General features: G+C 45.7%; 11 protein-coding genes. 3 read left to right on the top strand and 8 right to left on the bottom strand.

Features of this window, described 5'->3' with window-relative positions:
- Positions 1 to 83 precede the first annotated feature (83 nt).
- Entirely contained in the window at positions 84 to 2,336 is a 2,253-nt protein-coding gene (locus tag AC27G9_RS02100; protein WP_487072039.1) for a DNA internalization-related competence protein ComEC/Rec2, read from the bottom strand.
- A gap of 148 nt (positions 2,337 to 2,484) precedes the next feature.
- On the opposite strand from AC27G9_RS02100, the gene AC27G9_RS02095 reads away from it, so the two are divergent.
- On the top strand, positions 2,485 to 3,015 hold the full coding sequence (locus tag AC27G9_RS02095) for a DUF2062 domain-containing protein (protein ID WP_487070520.1): 531 nt from the start codon (positions 2,485 to 2,487) through the stop codon (positions 3,013 to 3,015).
- 47 nt (positions 3,016 to 3,062) lie between these two features.
- Here AC27G9_RS02095 and ligA read toward each other — a convergent pair whose 3' ends face one another.
- The 3 genes from ligA to smc all read right to left on the bottom strand — a co-directional run bounded on the left by ligA (position 3,063) and on the right by smc (position 9,851).
- Positions 3,063 to 5,102, bottom strand: coding sequence for an NAD-dependent DNA ligase LigA (gene ligA / locus AC27G9_RS02090; RefSeq protein WP_487072037.1), 2,040 nt, complete (start codon positions 5,100 to 5,102; stop codon positions 3,063 to 3,065).
- Between the two features lie 83 nt (positions 5,103 to 5,185).
- Positions 5,186 to 6,376 carry a cell division protein ZipA gene (gene zipA / locus AC27G9_RS02085; RefSeq protein ID WP_487070518.1) on the bottom strand — a complete coding sequence of 397 codons (1,191 nt, stop codon included), beginning with the start codon at positions 6,374 to 6,376 and terminating at the stop codon, positions 5,186 to 5,188.
- A 19-nt stretch (positions 6,377 to 6,395) separates the two neighbouring features.
- Positions 6,396 to 9,851, bottom strand: a complete 3,456-nt coding sequence (gene smc, locus AC27G9_RS02080) for a chromosome segregation protein SMC (protein WP_487070516.1) — start codon at positions 9,849 to 9,851, stop codon at positions 6,396 to 6,398.
- 357 nt (positions 9,852 to 10,208) lie between these two features.
- Here smc and cysZ point away from each other — a divergent pair, with 357 nt between their 5' ends.
- Entirely contained in the window at positions 10,209 to 10,949 is a 741-nt protein-coding gene (gene cysZ, locus AC27G9_RS02075; RefSeq protein WP_487070514.1) for a sulfate transporter CysZ, read from the top strand.
- Between the two features lie 2 nt (positions 10,950 to 10,951).
- On the opposite strand, the gene AC27G9_RS02070 is transcribed toward cysZ, so the two are convergent.
- Both AC27G9_RS02070 and nlpI read right to left on the bottom strand, forming a co-directional pair.
- Positions 10,952 to 12,382, bottom strand: coding sequence for an SEL1-like repeat protein (locus AC27G9_RS02070; protein ID WP_487070512.1), 1,431 nt, complete (start codon positions 12,380 to 12,382; stop codon positions 10,952 to 10,954).
- A complete protein-coding gene (gene nlpI, locus AC27G9_RS02065; protein ID WP_487070510.1) occupies positions 12,383 to 13,273 on the bottom strand; it encodes a lipoprotein NlpI in 891 nt (296 codons plus the stop codon).
- Positions 13,274 to 13,428: 155 nt separating this feature from the next.
- On the opposite strand from nlpI, the gene AC27G9_RS02060 reads away from it, so the two are divergent.
- Entirely contained in the window at positions 13,429 to 13,833 is a 405-nt protein-coding gene (locus tag AC27G9_RS02060) for a cytidine deaminase (RefSeq protein WP_487070508.1), read from the top strand.
- A gap of 37 nt (positions 13,834 to 13,870) precedes the next feature.
- On the opposite strand, the gene AC27G9_RS02055 is transcribed toward AC27G9_RS02060, so the two are convergent.
- The gene (locus AC27G9_RS02055; RefSeq protein WP_487070506.1) at positions 13,871 to 14,167 is read right to left on the bottom strand and encodes a DUF1244 domain-containing protein; all 297 of its coding nucleotides are present in this window, start codon (positions 14,165 to 14,167) and stop codon (positions 13,871 to 13,873) included.
- Between the two features lie 60 nt (positions 14,168 to 14,227).
- The gene (gene pnp, locus AC27G9_RS02050) at positions 14,228 to 16,345 is read right to left on the bottom strand and encodes a polyribonucleotide nucleotidyltransferase (protein WP_487070504.1); all 2,118 of its coding nucleotides are present in this window, start codon (positions 16,343 to 16,345) and stop codon (positions 14,228 to 14,230) included.
- Between the last annotated feature and the right edge of the window lie 260 nt (positions 16,346 to 16,605).

Genomic DNA, 16,605 nt, shown 5'->3' with positions numbered 1-16,605 from the left:
AATTGTAAAAATAGCGGATTGGGAGGCGTCTTTGCCCGTTCGCTCAGGAGAAATAGCGACTAAATTTGTTATTTCAAGGCATATCACCCTCTACTACAGGGCAAAGATTTTTTGGGATAAAACCACTTAGAGGCGCTAGATCGTTTCATAGAATCAACCGCTATCGGCTGTGTTGCTGAAAAAGTGAACTTAATGTAGCCGTGTTCAACTGTCGACAAGCATGTTAGTGGCTGTGCTGATAACCGATTGATAACATTGGGGTCTGGCATCATATAGCGGTTTTTAAAGCCGTAACTCAACACCGCATATTTGGGCGATACTGCCTGCAAAAATGCGTAGGTCGACGATGTTTTACTCCCATGGTGTGAGGCAATCAACACATCGCTTTTTAACGCTACTTGCCTGACAAGTTGCCATTCGCTGGCTTGTTCAATGTCACCGGGCAGTAAAATAGAGTTATTACTATCGGATACGCTAAGAACACAAGATTGGTTGTTATCTATGTGTTTAACGTCTTTGTTCGGCCACAGCGCGGTGATGTTTAATCCTCGCCATTGTTGGCTAAAACCTCGGCGACAAAGACCTGATGGACTGATTAGGTTTGCATCGGGAAAAGCGGCGAGAATGTCTTCTGCCCCACCCGCGTGATCATCATCATAATGACTCAAAAACAAGTAATCCAAGGATGCTTCTTGCTCCGATTGGATAAAGGGGATGACGGTACGTTCTGCATGAGAAGGGCCAAACCGAGAACTGGCGCCGGTGTCAAACACAATAAAGTGACTCCCCCGTTGAATCGCAGCACTATTGCCCTGCCCGACGTCAAAAATGTGTAAATACCACATCTCGTCTCGTTTAATCTCAACAAGCAAAAGCGCAGTTACGAAAGCAAATAAAACAGCTAGGTAGCGCCGTTTGATGGCGATGGGCAGCACAATTAAAGCGAGTGCCACAATAGCCAACAGCGCGGCCTCTATGCTCAGGTCAATCCTGATAGAAGAGGCATAGCGCTGAAAAAGGCGCAAAAACTCGATAACCAAGTGAAGCAACGTGTCGACACCCTCAAGCAAAAGTGCCGGAGGCTTGGCATTAACGAAAAGAAACACCAACAACAACGACGTAGCTGGCACGATCACAATGGTAAACAAGGGAATCAATACGAGGTTGGTTAACAGTGCGGAATACGACAAGGTACCGGTAAAACTAGCGACGACGGGTAGCATGAATAAAAATAAGCCGACTTGCATTTTAATCGCATACGAAATGCGCCCTCGCCACCCCAACGGCACACCGCCAAGCCACCAGTTGAGTAACCAAATTGCTGATACGGCGCTGAAACTCAGATAAAAACTCTGTCCGTACACCGCAAACGGAAAGAGCAAAAGACAGATAAATGCCATCATGACCAATGCCGCTAACACATCCATTCTCTGGCGACTCGTCAGCAGGTATACGGCGATAGTCGCAAGAACAAAAGCTCGCACTACAGGCAACTGCGCTCCCGCCATTACAACAAAAAATCCTCCCCCTGAAAGCGCGAGCACTTTAGTTACCGTGAGTGAGTTTGATTGTGTGAGCTTTGGGTGCAGACTGCTGACCGCAAAAATGCATAATCGGGCTACTAGCCAAATCCACCCTAGTACGATACCAATATGCAAACCTGATATTGCAAAAAGATGCGCTGTCCCGGTGTTTTTAAGCAGCTCCCAGTCACCTTTGTCAAAGCCGCCTCGCTCTCCAAAAATCAGCGCCTCTATCCATTTCAATTGTTTTAGTTCAAGTGCCTTCAAACGGTAAATGAGCCGATGGCGCAAAGAGATATTTGGCTCAATTAAGCGATTACTATGGTGTTCTTTGACATATCCTGTGGCTACTATTTTTTGACTCACTAACCACTGGTGATAATTGAAAGTATGCGGGTTGACTGTGCCAAAAGCGGGTTTTAGCCTTACTCTGAGTACAACTTGCTGTCCCGGCAAAAAGTACTTTGAGGGAGAAGACCAGGTGACTCTGATTTTTCTTGGCCATTTCCATTGGTATTGCCCCATGGAAACAACGGAAACGATGTATCGAGACAACTCACCATTGGCACTTTGATCTACATTGTCAATTCGTCCCGAGATTGTGACATCTTGTTGAATTTTATCGAATGGGAGTTGCCAATAGCGGTAACAATGCCCTACACTCGCCATCCATAGCAATCCGAAAAGTATTCCCGACGTCAAAATTAAGCCTCTGTTAATTTTGTGGTTTGAAATACAGTGAGACAAAAAAGCACAATCGCAAACTTTGTCTCGTATTGGGCAAGCCGCCATTACCAAACATGCTGTAGCCAATATAGCTACAGCAACCAGTGACGGTATTGAAGGTAAATCTGGCCAGTGCGTTGACGACAGAGCGGTAAGCGTAAAACCTGTGCACCACAGCGTAACGCTATTGCCTTTTTGTTGGTAACTTTGAGTATCAGTTGGTTTTTTCGAAAATATGCCAAGAAAATTTATCAAGCGTTTATTACCCGATCATCAAACCATTAAGAATCAACGCGCACTTCGCATCTTTGGCACCATACTGCATGAGCCAAATTTGTGGCACTTGAACAGACGCTCGGCTTCTGGCGCCTTCGGTGTCGGTTTGTTTTTTGCCTTCTGGCCGGTTCCGTTCCAAATGTGGCTCTCTGCGGCGACAGCCATTCCTCTGCGAGTGAATTTGCCTCTGTCGGTTGCAACGGTTTGGATCACTAATCCATTCACCATGCCGCCTATATTTTATGGCGCATACAAATTGGGATCGACTGTACTGGGTACCAAGGCACAAAACTTTGAATTCGAACTAAGTTGGCAATGGGTAGTTAACAGCATCAGCACCATAGGCCCTGCATTTCTGGTTGGCTGTGGGCTTTGCTCTATTATTTTTGGTGTGATCGGATATTACGGATTGAATTGGGTATGGCGTTGGTCGGTTGCCAAAGCATGGCAACAGCGAAAAGCGTCACGAGCCCAACGCCAAGAAAAGTAACAAAATAGGGTCGAGCGCTGCCATGCTTGCAGCGCTCACTGTGCCATTTAGGGCATCATGTTGTTGACCGTTAAAAAGTCAACCAGCCTCGTTTCATCCCACACTTCCACACCGAGATCTTGGGCTTTTGAAAGCTTTGAACCCGCTTTTTCGCCTGCGATAAGGAAATCGGTTTTTGCTGACACACTACCAGCCACTTTCGCTCCTAATTGTTGCATCAGTGCCTTCGCATCATTACGAGACAAGGCAGAAAGCGTACCCGTAATCACGCACGTTTTGCCGTCGAGTACCATACTACCTTGGCTAGGTTTCTCTACTGCTGGCCATTTCACACCCGCTTCGAGCAGCGCTGTCACAACAGTTTGGTTGTGTTCTTCATTGAAGAAATTAAATACGTGTGCAGCCACGACCTCGCCGACATCACTGACTTCTTGTAACGCTTCTAAACTTGCAGTTTTTACTCCCTCTAGCGTTTCAAAATGATTGGCCAAATTACCCGCCGTGGCCTCTCCCACTTCTCTAATGCCTAAGGAATAGATAAACTTTGCCAAAGTTGTGGATTTGGCTTTTTCAATCGACGCCACTAGATTAGAGGCAGACTTCTCCCCCATTCTCTCGAGAGATACCAGTGTCGCCACCGTCAAATCAAAGAAATCTGCTGGCGTTTTGACCATGTCGGCGTCAACGAGTTGGTCAACTAATTTGTCGCCAAGTCCATCAATATCCAGTGCCTTTCGAGATGCAAAATGTTTAAGCGCTTGTTTGCGCTGAGCACCACAAATTAAACCGCCAGTACAGCGACTAACTGCTTCACCCTCAACTTTTTCGACAGCGGATTCACACACGGGACAGACGCTAGGAAATACTATGGCTTTGCTGTCATCAGGCCGTTTAGCCAACACGACAGACACCACTTGAGGAATGACGTCGCCCGCTCGACGAATCACAACGGTATCACCCACGTGGACACCCAATCTGTCAATCTCATCTTGATTGTGTAAGGTGGCATTAGACACAGTGACACCGCCAACAAAAACTGGAGCAAGTCTTGCTACCGGTGTAATTGCACCTGTCCGTCCTACTTGAAACTCAACGTCAAGTAGTTGAGTAATTTCCTCTTGTGCCGGAAATTTGTGTGCAACTGCCCAACGGGGCGCTCGCGCTACAAACCCCAAGCGCTGTTGTTTTTCGATATCATCTACTTTAAACACAACACCGTCGATGTCATATGGAAGCCGATCTCTCATTTCTCCGATTTTTTCATAATAACCCAAACAACCATCGGGTCCCGTTGCCGTGTCTACCTCAGGACAGAGCGGTAAACCCCATTGAGCTAGTTGTTGCAATCTTTCGCTGTGGCGTGAGGCCAAAGGAAAACCTTCAGGGGCGACAACCCCTAAGCTGTAGGCATAAAACATCAGAGGACGTTTGGCGGTAATCCGAGAATCTAGCTGACGCAAGCTACCCGCTGCGGCGTTTCGTGGATTGGCAAACGTTTTTTGGCCATTTTCTTTCTGAGCATCATTGAGTTTTTGGAAACCCGCTTTTGACATAAACACTTCACCGCGCACTTCTAAACGCTGTGGATAGTCTTCACCACGTAAACGCAAGGGAACATTGCCAATTGTTTTTACATTTTGCGTAATGTTTTCCCCAACTTGACCATCTCCCCTCGTTGCCGCTCTGACGAGTTGCCCATTTTCATACAAAATACTCACGGCTAAGCCATCGAGTTTTGGCTCGCAACTGTAACTTAGAGCGCTTGAGGTGATGATTCTATCGACAACTCGCTTGTTGAAAGCACGTAGCGAATCTTCATCAAACGCATTATCCAGAGAAAGCATGGGGACCTCATGGGTAACTTGGTCAAATGCGTCTAACGGGGCACCACCCACTTTCTGAGTCGGAGAATCTGGTGTAACAATAGATGGTTGTTGCGCTTCTAGAGCCTGTAATGCCTTGAAAACACGGTCGTATTCCGCGTCGGGCACAGTCGGGTTATCCATTACATAATACTGGTAATTGTATTCGTTTAATAAACTGCGCAATGCTTCAGCTTGTTGTTGTATATCTGTCATATCACTTATTCGTTGGTGAAATACAAAAGGCACCCTTGAGGTGCCCTTCCTTGTCTAATGGGGTTGCCGTATTCAGGAGTCCAGCGTCGGTGTTATCGAGCTATCATCCGCCGACGTTCGAAATCTCTGATCTTCTCAACGTATTGCTGCAAGCCCTGCTTCGTCAGCACACTACGGCGACCATCAAGCACTTGGGCGCCGAATTCATCTGCAATTTTTCTCGCGGCGTTATGCATCATATTAAACACCTGATGCGGATCATCGATTGGTAAAATCATAAACAAAGAAACGCCCTGGGTAGTGAAATTCTCTAGATTATCAATATCAAAGACACCAGGTTTAAACATGTTTGCCAAGCTAAATAACACGGGGCCTTTACCGTTGGAATTGACATGTCGATGAAATATATCTTGATCGCCAAACTTAAAGCCTAACGTCAATAGCATAGGTAGCAACGCAGCACCAGCAATGGGCGCGTCCTCGGGTGCTTTCACATTGAGTACTAGGACTTCTTGTTCGGCACTTTGATTTTCCCTCACTTCGGGCTTGCTTTCTTCTACCTGAGGCTCATTAAAGTCAATGTGCATTTGGTCTTCGCCCAATTTAGGTTCCTGTCTCTTGCGACTTGCAGGTTTTGCCTTTTTGCGCGTCACCAACTTTTTAGCCTGTTCAGAAAAACTCGCAACATTGTCTTTGGCTACTTTTGGTTCAGATGGCTGGGTATCAAGTTGGAAATCTGGTTCAGCGCTGACGTCAATATTGGGTTGGCTCGCTTCGCTCTTTTCACTTTGCGTGGCCATTGTCGGCTCTTCGCCTTCGTGCAAAAGAAAACCGGGAGGTTCTGGAATCGACTCATTGGAAATGACCGGTTCTGAGCGATGCTGAGATAAGTGTGGCTTAGGTTGAGTGACAACTGAGCCGTACAACTTCACTTCCTCCTTCACCTCTTCTTCGGATACCTCTGACAGCGTATCGGTTGGTTGCTGAACGCTATTGCCCTCTTCGGTTTGTTCATCAGCTTCTTCTTCAATGACTGGTGCAGACGAAACGACTCTGGGTTTACCCAGGCCCAATTCATCTAACTCATCAAGATCAGGTTCTTCCTGCGCGGAAAACGAAATATCGTCGTCGCTGTCATCGGCGTCTTCACTCCAAGGTTCAGTCTTTTGCTGTTGAACCGTTTGTTGTTTGTTCTTGCGGCTTACCCATAGGCCGTGAACCAACACACCAACGATAAAGCAGCCACCAAGTACAAGTAGTGATAGACGTAATTCATCTTCCATTTATAGTCGTCGCCCTTTGTTATGCTTCTACAAAAGAAATAGCTTGTTCAACATCAACTGCCACCATTCGTGACACGCCGGGTTCAGCCATGGTAACACCGGTTAAATGGCTCGCCATTTCCATTGCAATCTTATTGTGGGTGATATAGATAAACTGCACCGATTTTGACATTTCTGATACTAGGTTACAAAAACGCCCTACGTTTGCATCATCAAGAGGCGCATCCACCTCGTCTAACAAGCAAAACGGTGCTGGGTTTAGTCTAAAAATTGCAAACACTAATGATAAAGCGGTTAGCGCTTTTTCTCCACCGCTTAAGAGATGAATGGTGCTATTTTTCTTACCGGGGGGTCTAGCCATAATAGTTACACCTGTTTCCAGCAAGTCATCATCGGTCAGAGCGAGATAAGCCGAGCCACCGCCAAAAACTCTGGGGAACAGCATTTTCAAATCACTGTTTACTTGCTCAAACGTATCACTAAAGCGGGTTCGGGTTTCTTTATCTATTTTGCGGATGGCACTTCTTAGCGTCTCTAGTGCAGTTTCCAAATCATCGTGCTGTTCGTCTAAATGTGCTTTTCTTTGAGACTGAGTTTCAAACTCCTCTACCGCCGCTAAGTTAACGGCACCCAAACGGCTCACCGCTGAAGTCGTGCGCTCCAATTCCGTTTGCCATTTGGATTCATCAGCATCCGCGGGTAAAGTTGATAGCACTGTTTTAAGTGAGTCTCCTGTCTCCTCTAGCAATTCCAAAGTAGCCATCGCTCTGACACGAGCCCCCTCCAAGTCAATCTTGCAACTGTCTAATTTCGTTTTTCGCTGTTGTATTTGATTCACTAACCCTTGGCTACCTTTCTGAGCATCATTAATTAAGGCCTCAGTTTCGTTAATTTTTTGCAATAAGGTTTGTTTTTGCTCTTCAGCTGTGGAGCGGCTTTCGAGTAAGTCTTGCAATTCATGTTCTTGAACGGCTTGGGGCTGGGTTAAGGTTTCCAATTCACTGTTCAATTGCAGTAAACGTTCAGATACATCCTCCAAACCCTGGCGACTCGTTGCTAACTTTTCACCCACCAATACCTTTTGACTCTCGTGTTGTTGCAATGCGAGTTCGCTGGCATGTTTTTCTTCAACAAGACGTTCAACAATGGCTTTTTCACTGGCCACCTCTCTCTCCAGCGATTCTTTGATTTCCGTGCTCTCTAATGCGGCTGATTCCTGTTCGAGTAACCTAGCTTCAAGGACCTCGAGTCGGTTTGAAAGTTCTTCTAATTGCTGGACTTCATTGTCCAAGAGCCCTTGTTGGCGCGCCAGTTCTTGAGTGAGGCGCTCGTGTTTAAGTGTATTTTGCGCTTGTTGGTTGTTTGCGAGTGCCAATGTTTGATGAATATGCTGTTGCTTCGCGTGTGCTTCAGTAACGCTTTCGTAGCATGTTTCGACACGGCTTTGCGCTTCGTTAAGTGAGACTCGCACCGATTCTACCGACTCAGCCGCTGCGTTTTCATCTTCCTCAAGTTTTAATAAGTGCTGCTTTAATTGAAGGATTTCACGTTCTCGTTGAATCACCTTAGCTTGTTCATCAACCACGCCTTTTGTTACCCAATCTAGTCCCACTATTGAGCAATCTGGCAGCATAAAACACTCGCCAGGGTTGAGGGTTGCTCGGCGCGATATTGCCTCGTCCAACGAATTGGCGAGCAGTATTCGATTGAAAACGCTGGGAATGAAATCATTTTCCAATGCTTCGGCTAAACTGTTTTGGCGCTTGGTGTCGGACATCCAGGGCTGCAAGAATGCATCAACGCCGTGAGACGCTAATTCCCCATCTTGCACTAACTCTTCAATCGAATTGATTACCAAAGGCGAATTGAGTTGGCCTAATGCCGCTTCTACTCGAGCCTCAAATCCCGCTTTGACTTTTAGCGAACGCCACAGCGCCAACCCTTCAATGCCTGTCTCACTGTGACTCGCCATCTGTAGCTTATCCAGTGCAGCTAGGGTTGAAGTTGTATTGAGCCTGGCTTGTTCCGCAGCTTTGAGCACCTGCTCCGACTCGGTTAACTTCATTCTTTGCTGCTGCACAGCAATTTTAGCCTGTTCGTGAAGATCTTTGGCATCCAATAAATGCGTTTCGCTCTCCTCTAACTGTAACTGCAGCAACTCCAAGCGCTCTGCATCATTTTCATGAGACAAATCGTCCAATTCTGATTTCAGTTCTTCAATACGTTGGGTCGTGCGTAACTGCATCGCCATTGTCGATTGGACTTGGCTATGGGAAGTCTGAATTTCTTGCTTAGTGCTAGCGTAAGTGAGTTCTAGATCGCGATTTTTCGCCTGTGTTTGCGCCAATGACATTTCTGCCTGTTCGCGATTTTGCTGGGCTTGCCACAGTTTTTCTTCAAGAACCGCCAGAGCAGGTTCAGCCGCACTGATATGTTCTTCGATCTGATCATACTGCTCGCTGAGAAGGTTAGCGTCATGGGCTAACTGTGTTTTGCGCTCGTTGCCGACGGCGCTTTCTTCGAGTATTTGCTTTTTTCGCTGCTCACTGTGCTGTTTGTTCTGCTCAATCCGCGTGATTTGATTGGCAACGGTGAAAATACGTTGTTGCAACGTCTCACTTTCACTTTTTAAATCTTGGAGCTGGGACTGGTACACCATTAAACCAGCTTCATCACCTGCCTGTTGTGCTTCAAGCGCATCCAAGTCAGCTTGATGATCACTGATTTCTTTTTCAATCGTTTCAATTTGTTTTGAGTGTTTTAACCAACGAATTGCCGACAGCTGCGACTTTAACTCACGCTCAGATGCTTTTAACACAGTATAACGTCTTGCCGCTGCAGCTTGCCTTTGCAGTTTCTCTATCTGTTGTCCGAGTTCTGTGCGAACATCTTCCAGCCTGTCTAGGTTATCCTCTGTGTGACGTATCCGATTTTCCGTTTCTCGGCGACGCTCTTTGTATTTTGATATCCCTGCGGCTTCCTCGATAAATACGCGCAGATCTTGAGGTTTTGATTCGATAAGGCGGGAAATCATGCCCTGTTCAATTATCGCGTAGCTTCTCGGGCCCAATCCTGTACCGAGGAAGAGATCCGTCACATCTCTTCGGCGACATTTTGTGCCGTTCAGCATATATGTTGACGTAGCATCGCGAGTGACAATGCGTTTAACCGACAACTCATTATAATTGGCATATTCGCCAACTAACCGTCCCGCACTGTTATCGAATACCAGTTCTACACTACATTGGCCAACCGGCTTTCTCGCAGACGAACCGTTAAATATGACGTCTGTCATGGCGTCACCACGGAGATTCTTGGCCGAACTTTCTCCTAGAACCCATCGTACAGCATCGATCACGTTAGACTTACCGCAACCATTGGGTCCTACGATTGCCGTCATATCGCCAGGGAAAGGAATTGTTGTGGGATCAACGAAAGACTTGAAGCCAGCAAGCTTTATTTTTTTTAAACGCACAAGTGCTACCCCTTGCAGTAAAGCAATGGGCGCGTAAAGAAAGTCGTATCTCGTAAACCTTGTTGATGGTATTTTGCTGTCGGAAGCATCACAGGTTCTCTTGTGCGCACTGCGTTATAAGTGTTTATAAAAGCAATGTAACAGAAGTAACGAACTGTCACAATTATGATTTAAATTGTTGTTATTACTTGGATATAATTAGCCCAATTACATTTGTATTACGCTCGGTTGTAATAGCAAGACAGGGCGAATCAGGTTTACAAATCAATATCGAGCCAAGTGAATATGAACTTTATTTTTAGAAAAAGGCGTTCAGATTCAAAGCGAAAAATAAAAGAGTCTTTCTAAAGAGGATGTATGCAATCAAAAAGTGGAATTAGCTATTTTACACAAGGGTTTTCATTGATCACTACGAAAGGCATAAAGCGCTTCGTTTTTATTCCTTTGTTCGTCAACCTACTGTTGTTTTCAACCGCTTTTTACTTCCTATTTGGTGAAATCGATGCCGGTATTGCCGCGCTGATGGGAATGATTCCAGAATGGCTAGGATGGGTAAAGAGCGCGCTCGTGTTCGTGCTGTGGCCTTTAGCACTTATTAGCGTTTTGCTCATTTTCGGCTTGCTGTTCGGTACCCTCGCAAACTGGATTGCGGCGCCATTTAATGGATTACTTGCGGAAAAAGTAGAGATGCATTTAACCGGCCAAGTTGACCAAGGCGGTAGTTTTATGGACGTCGTAAAAGATATCCCCCGAACCCTAAGCAGAGAATTAGTAAAATTGGGCTATTACCTTCCAAGAGCGTTGGGCTTTTTATTGATATTTCTTTTTGTTCCTATTATCGGCCAAGCAATTTGGTTCATGTTTAGTGCTTGGATGATGGCCATTCAATATTGCGATTATCCTTACGACAATCACAAAATTCCTTTCAAAGCGATGCGTCAAGAACTCGCTGACAATAAAAGCAAGGCATTTGGCTTTGGTTTTATGGTAAATATTTTCTCTTTAATCCCTATCGTTAATTTTATCGTGATGCCTGTTGCCATCTGTGGGGCCACTGCAATGTGGGTAGATGAACTGAAGCTCAAATACCCTAGGTAAAACTACTGGCCCGTTACCAAATACGTTTGGTAACGGTTTTGCCAATAATTCGCTTCTTCCTCATTGCCTAATGCCCTAAAACTCTCATGTAAATTAATGTAGATGGGATATTGCAAATCTTTACGCTGCAATCGCGCTTTCCACATAGATAGATACAATTGCGGAATGTGCTGTGAATCGTGAAACTCCATAAAGGTCATACGGCTGGATGGTTTGTAAGCGTGTTTACCCACATTTCGACAAGTTCTAGAGGGCGCGATTACCATCGCACCGTCGGCTTCTTGCCATTCATTAATTGTTGTCAAAGGAGCATAAGTGAGCTTACCGTCGAAAACCAAGTTTGGGGCGGTGGTTTGCCGACAATGTAAGCGCGCCAAACCCTCGCTCAATGGATATTCGTCTACAAACCCTGCCCAGTGTGCTAGCTCATGCACAAATACGCTGTAGGTATCCCCTACATCTAAAAACATGGCGCCGTTGAATACATTAGCTTTACCTTGATCCGCGACGATAGCAACGTGGGTAGAATTTGACTTGCGAACGAATCCCGACAACGCAGTGAGGTCGCACCCGAGCCGATGCTGACCTTGCCACTGCTCACTACATGTGAGTAGGTTGGGTTTTAACCACACCGGTTTACGCATACATATTGGCAGTGCGTTTAAACGGCTATCATTATTGAAAGATTGGTAATATTCATCTGCTCGTTCAATTGCCGTTAGTGACGTTGCAACTATAGAAACACGTTGTGCGCAATGATTGGGCCATTCGGTCGGCTTTACGGCTTCCATGCCAATAGGTCGATATTGATTAATAACAGAAACTAGCGCTTGAGCAGGCTTGTGACCGCGCTCAGCGGATTTTTCGATCCACTGCTTAGCCTCGTTATGCTGGCCTTGAGCCCACAACTGTTTTCCATAAACCAAGGCAAGGGCATTGTCACTGTCTGCCACCCCAGACAGCCAAGGGTCGGCTAATTCGACCTGTTGATTGAGTAAATACCAATTGACTAAGGCTATTTTTGCGTCGAGGAAATTATTGTTTGCCGCACGTACTAGCCAAGCTTCACGCTCACTGCGCGTATCTGACGTCATCGCCAAAGTATACTGCGCTTCTGCAACATCGCCTTGGGCTGCAAGTTTCAGATAGTAATTTTTTAAATTACCCGACTCAGATTGATAGAGTGCCCAGGCTGCCTCAGGCGAACCTTCGCTAACCGCTTTTTGCAACCAGTAAGATTCCCCATTGGCTACAGCGTAATCAACCAGTCGTGTCCTAGCGACCGGATCGCCTTGCCTTGCCGCTTCCCACAGCAAAGAACTGGGTTGCGCAGAATGACTTGCATTAAACAAAAGCTGATGGATATCCCGGCCTGAATCCGAGGCAAGATATAAGGTTGCCAGCAACGACAGCAAAAAATATCGCTTTGCCATTTAGTTGCTTTTTTGCTTCGCTTGACCGCGCATTCTATTGAGTTCTAAGCGCGCATATCTATGCTCAACGTAATCATAGACATTGGTACTTAGGCTCAGCTTGAAGTAGTTTGAAGCCGTGCCTTTGTGCCCTTGTAATTTGTGGTATTTACCGAGGTAAAAATAGGCTTCGCACAAACGGTCTGTCAGCTGTTTTTGCGTTTCGATTCCATTGATTAAATTGGTCAATACCGAGCGTTCAGTTTGCTGACCCAAAAACAAATCGATAAGGCTAACCGCCCAATGTCGTTCATCTATCGCATCGCGCTTTTGTGCCAAATACGCAAGTGCACGTTCATTATCGACTTCTTGTATCGCAAAGTAAGCCCACAAGATTCGAAATGGCTCTGTTGTGTCTTTGTCAACAAACGACGATAAATCCGAAACAGCAAGGTCTGGCCTGCCGCCATAATACAAGGCAATTCCACGGTTAAGTAACGCAAAATCATAATCGGGGTCAATATCGAGTGTCGCGTCAAAAGCGTCATAAGCTTCGATAAACTGATTGTCTCTTACATAATGCACACCGATGGCATTGTAGGCAGCGGCCATATCCGGCTTGAGTTCAATTGCTTGGCCGTAATCAAACTTAGCTAAACCATTAAGACCGACACTGTCGTACAAAATTCCGCGTTGATACAATAGCTCTGCTCGCTCTTCGTCGTTGAGCTCTGGCAACGTCAGAATTTGATTGTATCTGGCAATCATGATTTCGGAGCGCGGGTTAATTGGCGCTGGCTCAGCTAAAAGTAAATTCCCCATTTCTGCGGGCTGATTCTGAACCAAAGTAGTTTGGGCGCAACCTGATAACATCAACGAAGAGAAAAAAATGAAACTGATAGCTTTATGCATGACGGGTAAAAGGCACTCGATATGTAATGGACTTGAATAAGACGACCTCACCCCAACATTGAGAGTGTGGTGACGCTTTACTTCCTAATTTAGGCGCAACATTGTCGTATTTGCAACTAAATGTAAAGGGTCTACAAGCCGAATGAGGTAAATTAATGGATATAACAATTAAACAACGACTGACAGAACAAGCGTTTGATGTACAACGCCATGCCTATGCCCCCTACTCGTCTTTTCATGTGGGTGCATCGCTAATCACTGAAGATGGCTACACTTTCAGCGGCGCAAATGTAGAAAATGCAGCTTATCCTTTGGGTCAATGTGCAGAATCAACGGCTATCGGGAAAATGGTGAGTGAGGGTTACAGGCATATTCACCACATTGTGATAGCAAGTCCCAATGACGACTACTGCTTTCCTTGCGGTGGTTGTCGACAAAAGATTGCTGAATTCGCCGGCCCACAAACGCTTATCACGATGGTGACGAAAAATGGTAACGAAAAAACCGTATCTATTGACGAGCTACTGCCGTATGCATTCAAGTTGGATACAGAAAAATAGGATTAATAAAAGAGCACATTAAATGTGCTCTTTTTAGTTATTTTGATTCTTGACGCTTAGCTAGTGCTGCTAACTGCTCATCCGTCGCTGGTAGCTGGTGATTATTTTTCCACTCAGAGTAAGGCATTTTATACACCACTTCGCGCGCTGCTTCATAGTCGATTTCAACACCCGCTTCTTGTGCCGCAGCGCTGTACCATTTTGAAAGGCAGTTACGGCAGAAGTCGGCAAGTATCATAAGGTCGATATTCTGAACTTCTTTGTGTTCATCCAAATGTTGAATCAAACGACGGAACACTTGGGCTTCTATCTGAGTTTTTTGATCTTCGGTCATCGAATTATCCTCTAAAAAGAAAAAGGGGCACTCGGCCCCTTTTTACAACAACGTTATGAATTACTCGTCAGACGCTGGCGCTTCTTTTGGCGCAGGTTTTTCAAGTAGCTCTTTGATGCTTAGACGCACACGGTTTTGACGGTCGATTTCCATCACTTTCACGTCAACCATCTGACCTTCTTCAAGGTAATCTGTAACCTTGTTCACGCGCTCGTGAGCAATTTGTGAAATGTGAACTAGGCCTTCTTTACCTGGCAATACTTCTACGAATGCACCGAAATCGACGATACGAGTAATCTTACCGTTATAGGTCTTACCCACTTCGATTTCTGCAGTCACTTGCTCGATCATGCTGATCGCAATTTCTGACTTAGCACGCTCGGTTGCGAAGATCTTAATCGTACCGTCATCTTCGATTTCGATGTTGGTATCAGACTCTTCGGTGATTTGGCGAATCATCGCACCACCTTTACCGATAACATCACGAATCTTGTCTTGGTCAATCTTCAATGTGTAAATACGTGGAGCAAATTCGCTAAGCTCTTCACGAGACCCACCAATTGCTTCATCCATTACATTCAAGATGTGTAAGCGAGCTTCTTTTGCTTGCTTAAGGGCAATTTGCATGATCTCTTTTGTGATACCTTCAATCTTGATATCCATCTGTAGTGCAGTAATACCCTCAGTTGTACCAGCTACTTTAAAGTCCATGTCACCCAAGTGATCTTCATCACCAAGGATGTCTGAAAGTACGACGAAGTTATCATCGCTCTTCACTAGACCCATAGCGATACCCGCTACAGAAGATTTAATAGGTACACCAGCATCCATCAATGCCAATGACGTACCACAAACAGAAGCCATTGAAGACGAACCGTTAGATTCTGTAATCTCTGATACCACACGGACTACGTACGGGAACTCTTCAGCAGACGGCATTACGGCAGCAATACCACGCTTAGCGAGTCGACCGTGACCGATTTCACGACGCTTAGGCGAGCCAATCATACCGGTTTCACCTACACAGTATGGAGGGAAGTTGTAATGCAGCATAAAGCGGTCATCACGTCTACCTGCTAGCTCGTCGATCATCTGTGCATCGCGCTCAGTACCTAGCGTTGCAACAACCAATGCCTGTGTTTCACCACGTGTAAATAGTGCTGAACCGTGAGTACGAGGAAGAATACCAGTACCAACGTTCAGTGCTCGAATCATTGCTGGGTCACGGCCGTCAATACGCGGCTCGCCCGCTAGAATGCGTGAACGCACTACATCACTCTCAAGATCGTGAAGCAAATCGAGTGCTTCTTTCGTGTCTTGCTCCGCATCTTCCGCAAGAATTTGCTCAAGCGCTTTTTCTGTGACAGCGGTTACCGCGTCTTTACGCGCCAATTTGTCAGAGATTTGATACGCTTCTGTCATACCTGCTTCAGCAAGCGCTTTGATCTTATCTTTAAGCACAGTGTTTTCTGCTTCAGCAGTCCAATCCCAGCGCTCTGTACCAACAGTTGCCGCGAATTCAGAAACCGCATTCACTACCGCTTGCATTTGCTCGTGGCCATACATAACAGCGCCTAGCATGACTTCTTCAGACAACACGCTGGCTTCTGATTCAACCATAAGCACCGCGCCTTCTGTACCTGCTACAACAAGGTCAAGTTCGCTTTCAGCTTGTTCTTCAGCACGCGTATTAAGGATATACGCACCGTCTTTGTAACCGACTCGCGCCGCACCAATTGGGCCGTTAAAAGGAATACCCGAAATTGCTAGAGCAGCTGATGTACCGATCATTGCAATGATGTCAGTTGGGATATCTGGGTTTGCAGACATCACTGTTACAACGACTTGAACTTCGTTTTTGAAACCATCAGGGAAAAGCGGACGAATTGGGCGGTCAATTAGACGCGCAATAAGCGTTTCGTTTTCTGAAGGGCGTCCCTCACGTTTGAAGAAACCACCAGGGATTTTACCCGCAGCGTACGTTTTCTCTTGGTAATTTACCGTGAGAGGGAAGAAATCTTGATCCGCTTTTGCTTCTTTTTTACCGACAACTGTTACAAGTACAGATGTATCGTCCATGCTTGCCATAACAGCAGCTGAAGCTTGGCGCGCAATCACACCAGTTTCTAGAGTTACAGTATGCTGACCATACTGAAAAGATTTTGTGATAGGAGTCACTATATGTCCTTTTTCTTTTTAAATTGATCGCTATTTATCGCGGCGCATAGTATAGCCATGAAAATGCTTGAATTCCATTAAATCCATTAACTATTCCCAACGAATTCGCAGTCTTAAGGTAAATCACAAAAAACCGAGCAAAACCTCGCCAATTTGCCGCCTTGTCCCCTATCTCGCAGCTTGTAAAAAAATTAAAGAACCTGTCGATGTAAGCAGTAATGTCAAACATTGGCTATATTTTCATCATAGTGACACACTTC

It is taken from the genome of Alteromonas sp. 5NS40-0096 (assembly GCF_057544385.1).
The sequence above is the reverse complement of the archived record's forward strand: the minus strand, read 5'-3'. Positions and strand labels throughout refer to the sequence as shown.

Excerpts from the sequence above, each read along its gene's own strand:
- AC27G9_RS02095 (WP_487070520.1), top strand. The coding sequence starts at position 2,485 with ATGCCAAGAAAATTTATCAAGCGTTTATTACCCGATCATCAAACCATT.
- zipA (WP_487070518.1), bottom strand. The coding sequence starts at position 6,376 with ATGGAAGATGAATTACGTCTATCACTACTTGTACTTGGTGGCTGCTTT.
- cysZ (WP_487070514.1), top strand. The coding sequence starts at position 10,209 with ATGCAATCAAAAAGTGGAATTAGCTATTTTACACAAGGGTTTTCATTG.
- AC27G9_RS02070 (WP_487070512.1), bottom strand. The coding sequence starts at position 12,382 with ATGGCAAAGCGATATTTTTTGCTGTCGTTGCTGGCAACCTTATATCTT.
- nlpI (WP_487070510.1), bottom strand. The coding sequence starts at position 13,273 with ATGCATAAAGCTATCAGTTTCATTTTTTTCTCTTCGTTGATGTTATCA.
- AC27G9_RS02060 (WP_487070508.1), top strand. The coding sequence starts at position 13,429 with ATGGATATAACAATTAAACAACGACTGACAGAACAAGCGTTTGATGTA.
- AC27G9_RS02055 (WP_487070506.1), bottom strand. The coding sequence starts at position 14,167 with ATGACCGAAGATCAAAAAACTCAGATAGAAGCCCAAGTGTTCCGTCGT.